The 14,274-nt window shown below is 31.7% G+C and carries 13 protein-coding genes, 2 tRNA genes and 1 pseudogene; 8 read left to right on the top strand and 8 right to left on the bottom strand.

The features are described from left to right. Positions 1 to 177 precede the first annotated feature (177 nt). From RMN92_RS11775 to RMN92_RS11755, 5 genes and pseudogenes are all read right to left on the bottom strand, one after another. Positions 178 to 258 (bottom strand) — tRNA-Tyr (locus RMN92_RS11775). Between the two features lie 172 nt (positions 259 to 430). Further along, positions 431 to 817, bottom strand: a pseudogene (locus RMN92_RS11770) (TlpA family protein disulfide reductase); the annotation flags it as partial. A gap of 18 nt (positions 818 to 835) precedes the next feature. Beyond that, positions 836 to 1,603 (bottom strand): DUF4369 domain-containing protein, encoded by a 768-nt coding sequence (locus tag RMN92_RS11765; RefSeq protein ID WP_309609638.1) that lies wholly within the window; start codon positions 1,601 to 1,603, stop codon positions 836 to 838. Positions 1,604 to 1,941: 338 nt separating this feature from the next. Beyond that, positions 1,942 to 2,016 (bottom strand) — tRNA-Val (locus tag RMN92_RS11760). A 179-nt stretch (positions 2,017 to 2,195) separates the two neighbouring features. Continuing rightward, positions 2,196 to 3,416: a folylpolyglutamate synthase/dihydrofolate synthase family protein gene (locus RMN92_RS11755; protein WP_309609637.1), complete on the bottom strand. Its 1,221-nt coding sequence runs from the start codon at positions 3,414 to 3,416 to the stop codon at positions 2,196 to 2,198. Positions 3,417 to 3,745: 329 nt separating this feature from the next. On the opposite strand from RMN92_RS11755, the gene RMN92_RS11750 reads away from it, so the two are divergent. After that, entirely contained in the window at positions 3,746 to 4,462 is a 717-nt protein-coding gene (locus RMN92_RS11750) for a MotA/TolQ/ExbB proton channel family protein (RefSeq protein ID WP_309609636.1), read from the top strand. Continuing rightward, the gene (locus RMN92_RS11745; protein ID WP_309609635.1) at positions 4,440 to 4,841 is read left to right on the top strand and encodes a biopolymer transporter ExbD; all 402 of its coding nucleotides are present in this window, start codon (positions 4,440 to 4,442) and stop codon (positions 4,839 to 4,841) included. Before RMN92_RS11750 ends, RMN92_RS11745 begins: the two co-directional genes overlap by 23 nt. Positions 4,842 to 5,032: 191 nt before the next feature. Here the strand turns inward: RMN92_RS11745 and RMN92_RS11740 are convergent, their stop codons facing one another. The 3 genes from RMN92_RS11740 to RMN92_RS11730 form a co-directional block, all read right to left on the bottom strand. Next, the gene (locus RMN92_RS11740) at positions 5,033 to 5,476 is read right to left on the bottom strand and encodes a hypothetical protein (protein WP_309609634.1); all 444 of its coding nucleotides are present in this window, start codon (positions 5,474 to 5,476) and stop codon (positions 5,033 to 5,035) included. 129 nt (positions 5,477 to 5,605) lie between these two features. Further along, the gene (locus tag RMN92_RS11735) at positions 5,606 to 6,154 is read right to left on the bottom strand and encodes an REP-associated tyrosine transposase (protein ID WP_309609633.1); all 549 of its coding nucleotides are present in this window, start codon (positions 6,152 to 6,154) and stop codon (positions 5,606 to 5,608) included. A gap of 287 nt (positions 6,155 to 6,441) precedes the next feature. Continuing rightward, on the bottom strand, positions 6,442 to 7,173 hold the full coding sequence (locus RMN92_RS11730) for a DUF6261 family protein (RefSeq protein ID WP_309609632.1): 732 nt from the start codon (positions 7,171 to 7,173) through the stop codon (positions 6,442 to 6,444). A 335-nt stretch (positions 7,174 to 7,508) separates the two neighbouring features. Between RMN92_RS11730 and RMN92_RS11725 the strand changes: the two genes are divergently transcribed. The 6 genes from RMN92_RS11725 to RMN92_RS11700 form a co-directional block, all read left to right on the top strand. After that, complete coding sequence (locus RMN92_RS11725) at positions 7,509 to 8,360, top strand: hypothetical protein (RefSeq protein WP_309609631.1); 852 nt, start codon at positions 7,509 to 7,511, stop codon at positions 8,358 to 8,360. 81 nt (positions 8,361 to 8,441) lie between these two features. Then, entirely contained in the window at positions 8,442 to 8,927 is a 486-nt protein-coding gene (locus RMN92_RS11720; protein ID WP_309609630.1) for a DUF4280 domain-containing protein, read from the top strand. Between the two features lie 11 nt (positions 8,928 to 8,938). After that, positions 8,939 to 11,923 (top strand): hypothetical protein, encoded by a 2,985-nt coding sequence (locus tag RMN92_RS11715; protein ID WP_309609629.1) that lies wholly within the window; start codon positions 8,939 to 8,941, stop codon positions 11,921 to 11,923. Further along, entirely contained in the window at positions 11,920 to 12,876 is a 957-nt protein-coding gene (locus RMN92_RS11710) for a hypothetical protein (protein ID WP_309609628.1), read from the top strand. Before RMN92_RS11715 ends, RMN92_RS11710 begins: the two co-directional genes overlap by 4 nt. Positions 12,877 to 12,957: 81 nt before the next feature. Further along, a complete protein-coding gene (locus RMN92_RS11705) occupies positions 12,958 to 13,824 on the top strand; it encodes a hypothetical protein (RefSeq protein WP_309609627.1) in 867 nt (288 codons plus the stop codon). A 2-nt stretch (positions 13,825 to 13,826) separates the two neighbouring features. After that, positions 13,827 to 14,274, top strand: a 448-nt coding sequence (locus RMN92_RS11700) for a hypothetical protein (RefSeq protein ID WP_309609626.1), incomplete at its 3' end; no start/stop codon positions are given.

Raw genomic sequence — 14,274 nt, 5'->3', positions numbered from 1 at the left:
TTTTTATTATATAACAAATTACTTACAATACGAAAGCGAAATAAACAGCAACCAAAAATTAGGGTAAACCTGTTATTTATTAAAATTTTCTATAGCTAGATATTTTTTGGTGAGAAGCACGCAAAGTCGCAAAACTATTCTATAAAAAAAACGTTTCAATTGCTTGAAACGCTTTAGTGGGGAGAGCAGGATTCGAACCTGCGAAGTTTACACAGCAGATTTACAGTCTGCCCTCGTTGGCCGCTTGAGTATCTCCCCAAGTCTCAACAAGCATTGCTTATCGTGCTAACCGGGTGCAAATATAGAAACAGTTTTGAAGTTTCCAAACTAAAATTGCACTTAATTTTACTATTATTTTTAATGTATTGGTATTGAATAAAATAAAAAATCTCCACTAGGGAGATTTTTTATTTTAAAAGAATAATTACACTTATTTTGCTAAAAGTTCTAAGACTTTTGCTCTTAGTGCAGGACCTCTTAAATCTTTTGCTACAATGTTTCCTGAGGCATCAAGAATAAATGTAGCGGGTATCGATTCTACTTTATATTGAATAGCTATAGGCTCGTCCCAAAATTTTAAATTTGAAACATGACTCCAAGTCAACTTGTCTTTTGCAATTGCATCTTTCCAAGCTTTGGCATCTTTATCTAACGAAACACCAATTATATTAAGCCCCTTACTATGCAATTCTTTATAAATTGCTACTACGTTTGGATTTTCTTGGCGACAAGGTCCACACCATGAGGCCCAAAAATCAACTATAGTAACTTTTCCTAAATTTTCTTTCAAAGATATTACTTTACCTTGCGGATTAGGACCTGAAAAATCTGTTCTTCATTTAGCTTCAACAGCTGGTGCTGCTGGAACTGGAGCAGCTCCTACAGCCGGCATTTTCAATTCAGCCAACTTAGTTTTAATAGCGATTCCAGGTTTAGTTTTTTTCAATGATTCTTCCAAACTATTGTATAATTTTTCAGATTTAGCAACGTCTGCCGTTGGATCATTTAACATACCTTGAATGATCAAAGCTGAAATAAAAGCTTTTGGATGAGTCTCAGCATAAGTAACATATTTTGCCTTGGATGCTTCACCTACTTCTTGTTGAATTTTTGTGAATTCTGACATCAACTTATTGATTACAACAGTATCTTTAGTTTGTTGAGCAGTTTCCATAGCTTTCATATTTTTACTTTGAAAATCCATAAGTTTCTTTTGAACTTTAGTGATTTCTTCATTAAAAGCTACATATTCATCATTGTTGTAAGTTCCTGAAACTTTAGATTTTTGTATACTATCTTTATTGATAGCAATAGTTACTTCTCCATTTTCTAAGATAAAAGGGATTTTAACTTGCGCTCCTTCTAATTGTATACTATAAAATGAAGGTTCAGTGATTTTTCCTTTCATTTCAAATTTTCCATTTTCAACTTTAACAGTATCTTTTGCCAACACCATTCCTGTTGCATCTTGAGTTTCAAGAATAATTGTTTTACCATTTTCAATTCCTGTTGCAGTCCCTGAAATGATATATTCATCTTTGCCAACTTTGCTACAAGAAATTAAAACAACAGCAGCAGAAAGTAATAAAATTATTTTTTTCATTATTAATTAGTTAATTAAGTTAAGATTGCAAAAGTATTTAAAAATTATAAAATAAAAATTATTTTGCCACCTAAATTTTTGTTATAATTTTAGTGGTTAGTCTATAATTTTAGATGTTTAAAAAATAATAAGTGTAATGTTAAAAAAAATGTTAACAAAGCATTAGAATAGGTCAAATTTGCTACTATGGAGATTTGGTTAACTTTTTTTGCTAATCTCAACTTTTGAAGTCGATTAATGATTTTCATAATATAAATGAATAATTTGAGATTTGCCCAAACTAAAAAAACTCTATAAATCATACAATTTATAGAGTTTTTAACCTTTTGTACAACTTGTGGGCGATGAGGGGTTCGAACCCCCGACCCCCTCGGTGTAAACGAGGTGCTCTGAACCAGCTGAGCTAATCGCCCTAATATTGTATTTTCAAATATTTCAAATTTGCTTCTGCACCTTAGACCACTTCCGATGATAATCGGTATGCTCTGAACCAGCTGAGCTAATCGCCCTAATCAACTACAAATTGCTTTGTGAATTAGTGAGTGCAAATATACTATACTTTTTTTATCCTGCAAACAAAAGTTACAAAAAATCATACTATTTCTGCAACTACAAACGTACTTCCGCCAATATATATAAAATCATTACCCGATGCTTTTTCCAATGCGGACTGATAAGCTTCTGAAACAGAATTGTATAAATTTCCTTTTAAACCAAATTCGAAAGCCTTTTGTTGGAGAATTGTTCCATCCAAACCTCTAGGAATATTTGGTCTGCAGAAATAATATGTCGCTTCTTTTGGGAATAATGGCAGAAAATCATTCAAATCTTTATCATTTACGACTCCTAAAACGATATGTAGCTTTTCAAACTTTTGATTAAGTATTTGATTAATTACAATTTTTAGCCCATGACTATTGTGGGCGGTGTCGCAAATTACCTTTGGATTGGTTTTAATTTGTTGCCAACGCCCCAGCAATCCAGTGTTTTTCACCACATTCATTAATCCATCTTTAATATTTTGCTCTGAAACGACAAACTCATTTTGCAATTTTAGCACTTCAAAAGTTTGCATTACCGTTTTTATATTCTGAACTTGATAATCGCCAAGTAATATGGATGGGTAAATTTCTTGTATCAAATCACCAGCAAAATAAATCTTCGATTTGCATTCTTCGGCTTTATTTAAAAAAACTTCTTTAGTTTCAACCGTGTATTCGCCAATTACTACTGGAATATTTGGTTTAATGATTCCTGCTTTTTCCCCAGCAATTGCTTTTAAAGTATTGCCCAAAAATTGGGTATGATCCAAACCAATATTGGTTATCACCGAAACTAAAGGCGTTATAATGTTGGTAGAATCCAATCTGCCACCCATTCCAACTTCAATTATGGCAATGTCAATTTCTTCTTTTACAAAATAATCAAAGGTCAAACCTACAGTCATTTCAAAAAAACTCAAACTATTTTGTTCAAAAAAGAATTGGTGGTTTTTAATAAAATCTACTACAAAAGTTTCCTCGATTTCCTGACCATTAATTTTAATTCGTTCTCGAAAATCTTTTAAATGTGGCGATGTATACAAACCTACTCTATAACCAGCTTCTTGCAAAACAGAAGCAATCATGGACGAAGTTGAGCCTTTTCCGTTGGTTCCAGCCACATGAATCGTTTTTAATTTTTTTTCAGGGTTTCCAAGATAGTTCGCCAAAAGTATGGTATTTGTCAAATCCTTTTTATACGCCGATGCGCCTTGGTACTGATACATGGGCAGTTGAGTAAACATCCAACGTAGTGTTTCTTGGTAATTCATTTTATTGATGTCAATATAATTAAAACAATGTAATTTTAGTGCATTCCACTTTAGTCTGTAAAAATTTCAACACGAATCTCACTAATTTTCACTAATTAATTTGTGAAAATTGGTGAAATTCGTGTTTATAATCTGTTTTTTTGGTCCACACTTTTGTTATTCAAAACCAAAACTATGAATTTCAGGTTTGCAATGCTATGTTCTAGATTGTAAAACTTGGCGTGAAACAAAATAAATTTTACATTTTTTAGTTTATTACTATATAGAAAATTATCTTTATTGCAAATTTGAGATTTTTTCTACAATAATTGTCACCTATAATATAATTTATGATTGGATTTTTTTTACAAGCCCAAAACGATACAGTTGCTGCAGCAACTGGCGCAGTAATCGAAAATATTGCCAAAGAAAATGAAATCTCGGTTTTAGAATTTATATTAAAAGGTGGATTTTTCCTAATTCCTATTTCTATCTTGCTTTTTTATACCATTTATGTTATCATTGAGCGATTTATCTACCTCAGAAAGCACACCAAATATGACACCCATTTGATGAAAGATATCAGAATTCATCTTAATTCCGGAAATGTCGAAATGGCCATTGCCACTGCCGAAAAAGATACGACAGCCTCAGGAAATGTCATCAAAGAAGGCATTCACACCATTGGAAGACCCATTGCCGAAATTGAATCGAATATGGAAAAAGTCGCCAATATCGAAATTGGTCAAATGGAAAGACGTTTGGGTCATTTAGGACTTATTGCTGGTATTGCGCCAACGCTCGGTTTTATTGGAACTATTGGCGGTGTAATCAAGATTTTTTACAGTATTTCAATCACAGAAAACATTAGTATCGGAAATATTTCCGGTGGTTTATACGAAAAGATGATTAGTTCTGGCGCGGGACTTGCTGTAGGAATTATAGCCTATTCTGCTTACCATTTATTCAATGGTGTTATCGATAGTTTTTCGCTCAATATACAGCGTCATGTATTAGAATTTGTTAACATAATTCAGAGACCAAATGCCACAAATAAAGCGAAATAAAAGGTTTCATGCCGAAGTTGCTACGTCTTCACTAAGTGATATTATGTTCTTTTTATTGCTATTTTTTCTCATTATATCCACCTTGGCAAATCCAAATGTTATAAAAATGACATTGCCAAAAGCCAAGAATAATGAAAAAACCAACAAGCAACACATTACGCTTTCTGTAACAGCCGAAAAGAAATTTTATCTGGACAAGGAAGAAGTTTCATTTGACAAACTCGAAGCTACATTATTATCAAAACTCGGCGAAACCAAAGACCAGTCAGTTGTGGTGAGAATACCGTTTAACTTGCAGGTTCAGGATTTGGTCGATGTATTGCAAATAGGAGTGAAGAACAATTTAAAATTTGTAATAGCCACCAGCTCGGGTAAATAATTTTTTTGGAGCTGTTCCTGCTTTCCGTTTCAATTTGTCGTTGCGAGGAACGAAGCAATCTCTCAAAATAATTTATTTTCATTGCCCAAAAGGAGCTTCCGTTGGTCGCTGTTTTGGTCTAGAAAATAATATTATTTTTTCCTGCAAAATTTTCACTTCAATCAGGGCTAATGTGAAATACATCATTGAACCTACAAAATATCTTTCCAGTTATTTTCGTCATAAAACCCATTTTCTTTCTCAGTGTTCATCATTTTATGCGCGAGTTCTTTCATAGATTCTGCATTTTCTTCATTATTTACAATGCAATCAATAATATATCTTCTACTGCCAGCAATTCTTCTATCCATTTCTGCAAAGGCTTTTTCTTGTTCCTGCAATAACATTACATAATTGGCTTCAGCTAGTTTTTCATCGAGCACTTTGTCCTCATACTCTGGGATAAAAGTATCATAGTACTCAATTTGTTCTAACATATCAGGGTCGTTTGTTGCCTCATATATTTCTCTTAAAATTTGTTGGAATTCTCTAAATATATCTGTGTGATCTATAATAGGTTTAGAGTTTATCCAATCTAAAATTTTATTGAGATCCTCATTTTCAAGATAATCTAAAAGTTGTTCACGGTAGTTCATATCATTATATTTTTAATTTCTTCAAACAAATCGTTCCGCGCGGTGGGATTTGTCATTCCGAGGAACGAGGAATCTCATTTGTTGCTCCCCCAGCTAACGCGAGCTTCTAGCTCGTGACCGCAATGAAAGTCAATTCAAATCAATTTCTAAAACGGTATGGTCATTATTGCTATAGTTCCTTGCACTGCTATATTTCCAATCTACAGTGTCTGTTACAAAACCAGTTTCGATAGGATTATTATGGATATAGTTTAATTTTTGTTCAAAAACTTTTAATGACCAAATTTCAATTGGTTTATTATTTTGTTGCCAAAACTGTCTATGCTTTACATTACTATTCTTTTTACCTGCTCTTTCAAACATCCAAATCATCCAATCTCTTCTGCTTTCATGTGGATTTTCTTCTATAATTTTTAGCATTTTTCTGGAAGTAAATCCTTTAAAATCTCTTAATAAACCTGATGGATCTCTTAAAGCCGACCTGAAAATTAAATGTACATGACTTGGCATGATACAATACCCGTAAATTTCCATCCCTTTGTTTTTTCTACAATAATCTAATGATTCAATAATACAACCAAAATAATCATCTCTGGTAAATACATCAATCCAGTATACTGTAGCAAAACTGATAAAATATGCCCCTTCTTTTTCTCCAAATTTATATTTTCTACTCATTTTTTTTACAAATATAAAAAACTGTAACTTTTCAATTATAGTTTATTTATTTTTTTGTGGACTTATGGTGGGGTTTTATAATTTTTTAGCCTATCATTGCAGGCACGAGTTTGAAACTCGCGCTAGCGCCAGTATTAACTAATGCTCGGACTAGCAGGGGATTCAAAAATCGTATGGATAATGCGGACCAAGCGCCATATGTGAGATTAAATTGCAGCGAGACTGATTCAGGTAATTTCTGAAAAACCAAAGCCGAATAAATTTATTTTTATTCGGCTTTTCATTTTTTAAACTGTAGGTTCCTCACCACCACTGCCACCGCGCTTAGCCAAAATATCTGCAAAATACTTTCTACCATTATTAATTACAGTAAAAGTATCTACAAAAAAAGTTGTTTTCTTGCGCTTTGCCATGACAAAAACATATTCTACCAAATCTTTGTAGGTTGTCAAAATATTTTTCTTGAGTAGTTTGACATCATACACCGCCGTATTTATTGTGGAGATAGAGCGAGTACTGAATGTAGTTTTAAAATTGTTGTTTGCTGTTTCCAAATTCGTCACATGTACTGCAAGCCCCAAAGTTTGCACAGCTGGTGCGTATGTTGCATTTTTTAATTCTGCTACCAGATTATTAAGTCCTAAGCTTTCTGCTTCAAAATTGGCAATATCAATATTTTTATACACTGTAAGTAAAATTTTCAGCAAACCATAAGCAGTTCTTTCCGCTGGTATATCTGTATATTTAAAAACATTGACGGCATTGCGCAATGTGGTTATTTTTCTGTCCCGAATATAGTCGAGAGAAATAAGTTGTTCGGTTTCAGCTTTAGCTCTTATTTGCATTAAAGCCGCATCATATTCTGGCGATTGTGCTTTTAAACTATCATAAAGGGTTTTAAATTCCGGATCTGTAGCCGGGTCAAGATTTTTGTTTTCAAAATCTGTTATCAACCGAATAATAAATTGTCCAGTTTCCAAGTACTGAAGCTGCGAAGTTGCAATGGGATAAAGTTTCATAAATATATTTTAAATTTAGATTCAAATATATTCAAAAATATGTTTTGTAAACAATTAACAAATAATTTTTGTCAAAATTTTTGCTTTTTAAAATTTTTTAGTACCCATTCAAGGGGTTGGACAGTCTCCCTGAAGTTCAGGGAAGCTATTAAAGGGGTTGGACAGTCTGCCTGAAGCTCAGGGAAACAATTCAAGGGGTTGGACAATGTGCCTGAGGCTCAGGGAAGCTATTCAAGTACTTGGACAGCATTTTTTACTTTTTCTTATGATAATCAAGTTATATAGATGTCATTTTTATATAAATTTGCATCACAAAAAAACAAGCAATACTATTTATGAATAATGTTCCCTTTATAAACAATTTTGAATTAAAATTTTCTCCATTTGAAATAAAAAAAATTTATGGTGTTGTCGTAAAAACTTTAAACAATGATGTGTTAAAAAACACAATGCACTATGAAATTGAAGTACAATGTTTATTGAACAGAAATGTAAATTTTATATTCGAAATTAACAGGAACCAAGTATATATTAACAATCTGGAACCAGATATAAAAATAGAACAATTGGCAGACAAAGCCAGCAAAGCTTTTTATCCAATTCAAATAATAGCCAATCAATTTGGTCAAGTAGATTCTGTTGCAAATTTAAAAAGTATAAAGCAAAATTGGCTTCAGGAAAAAGAAACATTACTAGATTATTATAAGGGCGATGCCACATTAAAAATAATTGAAAGTATTGATGCTATTTTGGTCAATGAAGACTTGCTGAAACAATCCTTGTATAAAAACTGGTTCTTTTCACTCTATTTCGCTCCACTGTATATTCCATACACAGACAATTTTGGTAAAACTGTAGTAAGAGACTACCCGGTTTTTGGCAACACGACAGTTAAATATGAAGCTACACATACTGTAGAACCCTTTTGTACAGAAACAAACAAAATAATTATAAATGTGCATGGCAAAGCCATAGATGAAAGAAATATGAATGAGGTTTTATTAAACTACAATTATCCAAAAGCAAAAATGACAGACAATACTATAGAAACTATATACTCAGAAATGGATATTAAATACAAACTTCATGCAGACAACGGCAATATTTTTGCTATAATAGCTAATTTTAATACCAAAATTGACCAAAACACTACCAAAAATACCATAATAGAAATATATCAATTGTAAGAAAACAACAGCCTTAAATAAGCACTCTGTATATAAAAAAGGTATATTTGCCTAATAAACAAACTATCAAATTATCACATTATGGCCGAAAAACATTATGTAGTACAAGGCGGAACTTGCCAATGCAAGTTTAGTGAATCTCCCCAAACAGATATTATAAAAGTAAAAACCCAAACCAAAGCATTTGCAAATGACAATGGTGAAGAAAAATTGGTAGCTACAACCAAAGAAATTGGCAAAACACTCGAAAAAAATACTTTTGGCAAATGCAAAATGCAACCTTCAAGCTCTGGTTTTTTGCCTTGCCAAGTAGTAATAACACAATGGACAGGATTTTATAAGAAAGTAACTTACGATGAAAACAAAGGCAATCCGTTACTTGAAAGCAGCAAAGCCACCTGCCCAATAGGCGGACCTGATTGTATAAGTATTAAAAATCATGGACAAACCGCTTCCATGAGTCAGAAAAATGCCGAAAGTAGCGATCCAGATGTTTTAAAAGAAATTTTACCAGGCGTAAATTTCAGTGCAAACAATGACGCCGTTTATCAAGTTGTAAACCTATAGTACCAGCAAATATGAGCAAAGAAATAAACATAATAGCAAAACCAACAAAAGATCAGGTTTTTAATGCTGGGTTGGGTGTATTGGAGTTAAAAAAAGCGGAAAGTTTTAATTACACTATCCAAAAAATGGACGATGTAGAGAAAACCAAACCTAGTAGAACAAATATGCATGCGTCGACTGTCGCTTTTAATAAATACAATTCAGAGCTAAAAAAGTTTGAAGAAATGCAAACTAAATTATTAGAAGATTATAAAGATTTGAATTGGGCATGGCAGTTGGTAAATAACGGAGTAGATGCTAAACAAATTACGCATAATGAGTCGTTTACGAAAGGATTAGCCAAAATGAAAATAAACGGTTCTGACGCGATTCTTTTTCCAGAATTTCTAGAGGGTGGCGGTATGGTTTGGCTGGAAGCATTTGACAATACAGAGTTTAAAAATGCTGCACTGGGAAAATCACCAAGAGGTATTTTTATTAGGGCATTAGGCACTCCAAAAATAATTGGGGTACAATGGAAATATATAGATACAAACGGTAAAACAGTAGACATTCCAAAGGATGCAATTTTAAAATTTGGACAAAAAATCCAGTTGCACATATATACCAAAGGGCTTTACGGTCAAGAAATTGACATACAGCTCATGAATAAAAATATGGTATACAGCGATAATAAACTACCCGCTTTAAAAAGAGAAAATGGAGTAGCTGTCGACTTAAAACCAGGGCAACTTGAACCTGACATGCCTAAAAATACCTATTTCAGACGCGAAGTAGTAGCCAAAGTAGTCGATGGGGAAACTATTTTAAGTTCTTCTCCCCAAGGTAAACTCAAAACTGGTAAAGAAACTGGTAAAACAAGCGTTCAAAAAGCAGTAGTTGACATAATTCTAGATCCATTTTGGAGTGGCTCAGCTTTTGCAAACAGTCAGGAAATAACACTTTATGCAAAAATTAAACACGACAAAACCGAGGAATTAGTAAGTTTTAAAAGTGATGTTGTTCAAGTAAAAGGGCAAGCAATACCAAAGTTGAATATCGAATCTGGCAACAATCCATTAATGTCGGGAAGTGTAGAAACAAATGTGGCAGCTTTTCAACATTGCAGATATGATAAAATCGAACTAAAAAAACAAAGTTCAGCAGGCAGTACAATAGTTTTTGATTCTAAAGACACTGTGCAAAGAACGAAAAAAAGTCTGGATGTAGAAATTGTAGCGGGCAAAAAAGGTACCTATATATTGGATTTTGATATTAAATCTGTAGAATGCAATTTAAAGTCGAAGCATACTACAAAGGAAATAACGGTAACTGCAATACCCAAAGATTTTGAACTAAAAGTAGAGCCGAGTTCCAAAGCGGAACATAAGGTTGAAGAAAAAAAGTCAGAATTGGTAAAAACTGAGTCTAAAAGTACTACAACAAGCGGAATGATTAAAACCAATCAAAAAGAAGATGTTCCTATCGAGAAAGGATTGGTTACTGTAAGACAAAACCAAATAGAATTTGATGCTTTTTATAATTATGATATTCCAAAAGATGGCAATAGTATTTTGATGTTTATCAAAACAATGCAATATTTTTGGTTGCCTAATTCTCTGGGAAAAACTTTAAAAATAAAAGCAAATATTCAAACCTGCGCTTTTAAACAAGATGTAAATATTGCTATTTATCCTGATATTAAATGGAGTTTAATTTTTGGCTTTAATGTTTCGAAAGACCAACTTACTGCTTTGATTCCATCATGGGATCAAGAAAAAACAGTAAGTGCCTTTGAATGGAAAGACAATAAATTTAAAAAGAAAGATAATGAAACACCAGATCAAGAAGCTGAAAGAATTAAAAAGCAAGATATCTATAAGAAAGATAAAGAATCGCAAGACAAGATAAATAGCAAGATAAACAATAAGATGCTTGATGTTTTCAAAACCCATCAAGGCACTCCAAAACCAAAAGACGCTGCAAAACCAACTCCAACCAAGGGTAAGATAAGTACACTGGTAGAAATAATGAAAAATGTAAATATTTCTTTAAAAGCACAAATATATGAAGATAGAAATATAGAATTGACCAAGGATTTTGCAGAAAAAAGCCAAGCATCAGAATTTTATAAGGATATCTATGATAAATTACGATGGGCTGCAGATATGATGGATGGAAAGTTAGACAATCCAAAAAACAAAGGAGAAGGAGACAATGCCATAAACGAATATTTGAAAGAAAATGAATTAAATTTAAGAGTAAAGCACTTAACAGAAGCGTTAACGAGAAAACCTCAGGAAGTTGAAATAGTATATCCGAAATTTTCTCTCGGTGGTAGCTGGCAGTATGAAACTGTCGATGGCAAAAAGCATGCGCAATTGGCAGGAAGATCTGGACTTGCATACAACGTAGCATTTGCAGCAAAGCCACTTATAGGTCTGGAAATCAAATGGCATATTTTAGACTTGTTGTGTCGCAGACACCCTATTGCCTATGCAGTACTAGCAGCAGTCAAAACGTTGCTTGCAGCTATAGGAGATAATCCAGATGGAATCAAAGTAGACATGTGGGTAAAAGGAGAAATAAATGCTGATGTAAAATTTGAAGGAAACTTTTTGCATAGCGATAAAAAACTAGCATTTAAAGGAGAATCCCACATTACGGCAGGTATAGATATTACTATTAAAATAGTTGGTAAAATTGTTATGGGTACTTATGATGCAATAGCAGAAGTAGGAGTTGGCGGCAAAGGCGAAGTTGGTTTGGGACAAGAAGGAACTCTTGGAGTCGATAATGAAGGTTGGTTTGTACAAACAAGCTTAATTTTTGATGGCATAAAACTTTCATTTGAAGTTTTTGCAGGAGGAAAAATTACTAGAAATAGAATGAAAGAAGATGGAACAGTGGAATCAAGTGATGTTGTTAAAAAAGAATCAAAGATTGAAGGCGAAATCACTTTACTCGCTCACACTTTCAAATCTCCACCATTTTATTTTAAAAAAACCACAACATGAAAAATAAATTAATTATAGGTTTATTAATAGGCATATTATTCAATCTTAATAGTTGCGCACAAAAAACAGAAAACAAAAATTCCAAAATCATGAAAATAGTATATCAAGATAAAATTAAAAATATTTATAAAGAAGTAAAGAAATTTGATTACAATCCGGTTTATCAAATTAGAGAAATTAAATACAATTGCCCAATGGAGTATTATGTAAATGATATTTTAGTGTTTTATTCATCATCAAGCGGTAAATCAGCTGGAGAGCAAAATATTGATATTCCACAATATATTCTAAAAAGTGGTTTGCAAAAAATAAGAGTAAAAATTTATCCATTATTAGATGATAATAAGAAATTTAAAGATTTTGTTTCAAGAGACGCATCGTTAAAATTAAGAATTGTATATGGGGATTATAGAGATATTAAAAAGTGGGATGATTTCAAAGAAGTTTTCAAACTCGAACTTGCAAAAGTAGAATTAAATTTACCTTTCATAGAACTTGAAGGAGAATTTAAAGCCGAAGTCCCTTATATACTAGATGGTTGGAGCAAAGGTGTTGATTTGAGTAAAGAAGATTCAAAAAAATTGGAACAAGAAGTTTTATCAAGAATGAAAGAAATAGCCAATTTGTATCAAAATAAAGACATTGAAGGTTTAGCCAAAGAACAATATTTTAGAACAAAAGAAATTGACCAATCTATGTATCAAAATACTAAAGAAAACTCAGCTGAATGGGCTTCTGAATTGCAAGAAGCATTGAATGAATCAAAAGAAATTGAACTACTTGAAGGCAAAATGAAGATAATGGCAAATGGTAAACTGGTTACAATTTTAGTTGATTCTGGGAAATATAAAAACCAATCTATAATAAGAAGCAAAGTTGAAGGTTTCTCTGATTTTTATCCACAATACTTTTATAGACCTCATGCTGGGAGTAGATTAGAAATTATTAGGTAGTTTATGAAAGATATAATCCAGTATTGCTTTCTTTCTTGTTTTATTCTTTGTTGTGCTCAAAAAACAAAAAAGCAAGAAAACATGATAACAAAAGAAAAATTTAATTCAATATCGAAAGAAGTTAAAAAATTTGATTATAATCCAACGTATCAGTTAAAGGTTACCAATAATTTATGTACTTATGAAATATTTATTAACGATCTATTAGTTGATGATTTTTTTACAACAGGAAGAAGTGCAGGTGAGCAAAACATTGATATACCGCAATATATTCTTAAAAGTGGCATTCAATCTATAAGAATAAAAGCATATCCAAAAGCAATAAGAAATGGAGTGCTTGAAACAACTGTTGATAGCGATGCGGATTTAAGGATAAGAATTGTTTACGGCGAGTATTATAAACAAAAATTTGATGATTTTAAAGAAGTTTTCAAACTCAAACTTCCAAAAGTAGAATTAAATTTACCATTTATAGAACTTGAAGGAGAATTTAAAGCCGAAGTTCCGTATGTATTAGATGGTTGGAGTAAGGGTGTTGATTTGAGTAAAGAAGATACAAATGAATTAGAAGCTGAAGTTATCAAAAAATTTATTGAATTGAAAACTACAATTGAAAATAAAGATGTATCAAGCTTTGCAACATTGATATACGAAAGAGAGAAAGAAATTGCACAAGCATATTATTTTGATAGTAAAAGTAGTAACAATTATAATAATAGTTGGCAAGAGCTGGAAGCAGAATTTAAAAATAGTGTTTCAGTTGAATTATTAAATGACTACACTATGAAATATTATTCAGAAAATAAGATTGTTACACTTTTAATAAATAAAGGAAAGTTTAAAAATTTCTCTCCATTATTCATAACAAATATTGAAAAGGAAAAAGATTTTTATGAGTTTTATTTTTATAGACCTAATCCAGGTAGTAGACTAGAAATTATCAGATAAAAATGATTAATACATCATCAAAAAAATATGACTTTTTTAATACAAATTTACTGATTTTCAATATTTATTTTGCTGTAATTTATTTATTAAAATTTTATTCTAAAAGCAATATTAATAATGAAGGCGATGAGATATTTAATTTAATATATTTTCAAACTTCAGCAATTCTTATATTGGCAATTTTTGTTTTTTTAAACCCAATTAATTTATATCATTCCACTATTGAAACAATACAAATAAGAAAAAGGAATAACGAAAAATATTTTTACTATTTGAGGATTAAGCTTATGTTATTAGAAAATAAATTTGCACCTTATATTATTACTTCCATTACTTTTATTTTATTATCGATAATAGTTTGTCTTTTAATTGCTTATGCAATCCATGAAATTCCGTTTATAGAAGATTTTTTAAAATTTCCATTTCAATTTGCTTCCAATGTTAATAGTT

The organism is Flavobacterium sp., from assembly GCF_031363805.1.
In the GTDB taxonomy this organism is placed as follows: Bacteria; Bacteroidota; Bacteroidia; order Flavobacteriales; family Flavobacteriaceae; genus Flavobacterium.
The sequence above is the reverse complement of the archived record's forward strand: the minus strand, read 5'-3'. Positions and strand labels throughout refer to the sequence as shown.

What these genes read in the sequence shown, in the direction of transcription:
- RMN92_RS11720 (WP_309609630.1), top strand. Translation starts at nt 8,442, where the DNA reads ATGGCCGAAAAACATTATGTAGTACAAGGCGGAACTTGCCAATGCAAG.
- RMN92_RS11750 (WP_309609636.1), top strand. Translation starts at nt 3,746, where the DNA reads ATGATTGGATTTTTTTTACAAGCCCAAAACGATACAGTTGCTGCAGCA.
- RMN92_RS11745 (WP_309609635.1), top strand. Translation starts at nt 4,440, where the DNA reads ATGCCACAAATAAAGCGAAATAAAAGGTTTCATGCCGAAGTTGCTACG.
- RMN92_RS11705 (WP_309609627.1), top strand. Translation starts at nt 12,958, where the DNA reads ATGATAACAAAAGAAAAATTTAATTCAATATCGAAAGAAGTTAAAAAA.
- RMN92_RS11735 (WP_309609633.1), bottom strand. Translation starts at nt 6,154, where the DNA reads ATGAGTAGAAAATATAAATTTGGAGAAAAAGAAGGGGCATATTTTATC.
- RMN92_RS11725 (WP_309609631.1), top strand. Translation starts at nt 7,509, where the DNA reads ATGAATAATGTTCCCTTTATAAACAATTTTGAATTAAAATTTTCTCCA.
- RMN92_RS11730 (WP_309609632.1), bottom strand. Translation starts at nt 7,173, where the DNA reads ATGAAACTTTATCCCATTGCAACTTCGCAGCTTCAGTACTTGGAAACT.
- RMN92_RS11755 (WP_309609637.1), bottom strand. Translation starts at nt 3,416, where the DNA reads ATGAATTACCAAGAAACACTACGTTGGATGTTTACTCAACTGCCCATG.
- RMN92_RS11715 (WP_309609629.1), top strand. Translation starts at nt 8,939, where the DNA reads ATGAGCAAAGAAATAAACATAATAGCAAAACCAACAAAAGATCAGGTT.
- RMN92_RS11765 (WP_309609638.1), bottom strand. Translation starts at nt 1,603, where the DNA reads ATGAAAAAAATAATTTTATTACTTTCTGCTGCTGTTGTTTTAATTTCT.
- RMN92_RS11740 (WP_309609634.1), bottom strand. Translation starts at nt 5,476, where the DNA reads ATGAACTACCGTGAACAACTTTTAGATTATCTTGAAAATGAGGATCTC.
- RMN92_RS11710 (WP_309609628.1), top strand. Translation starts at nt 11,920, where the DNA reads ATGAAAAATAAATTAATTATAGGTTTATTAATAGGCATATTATTCAAT.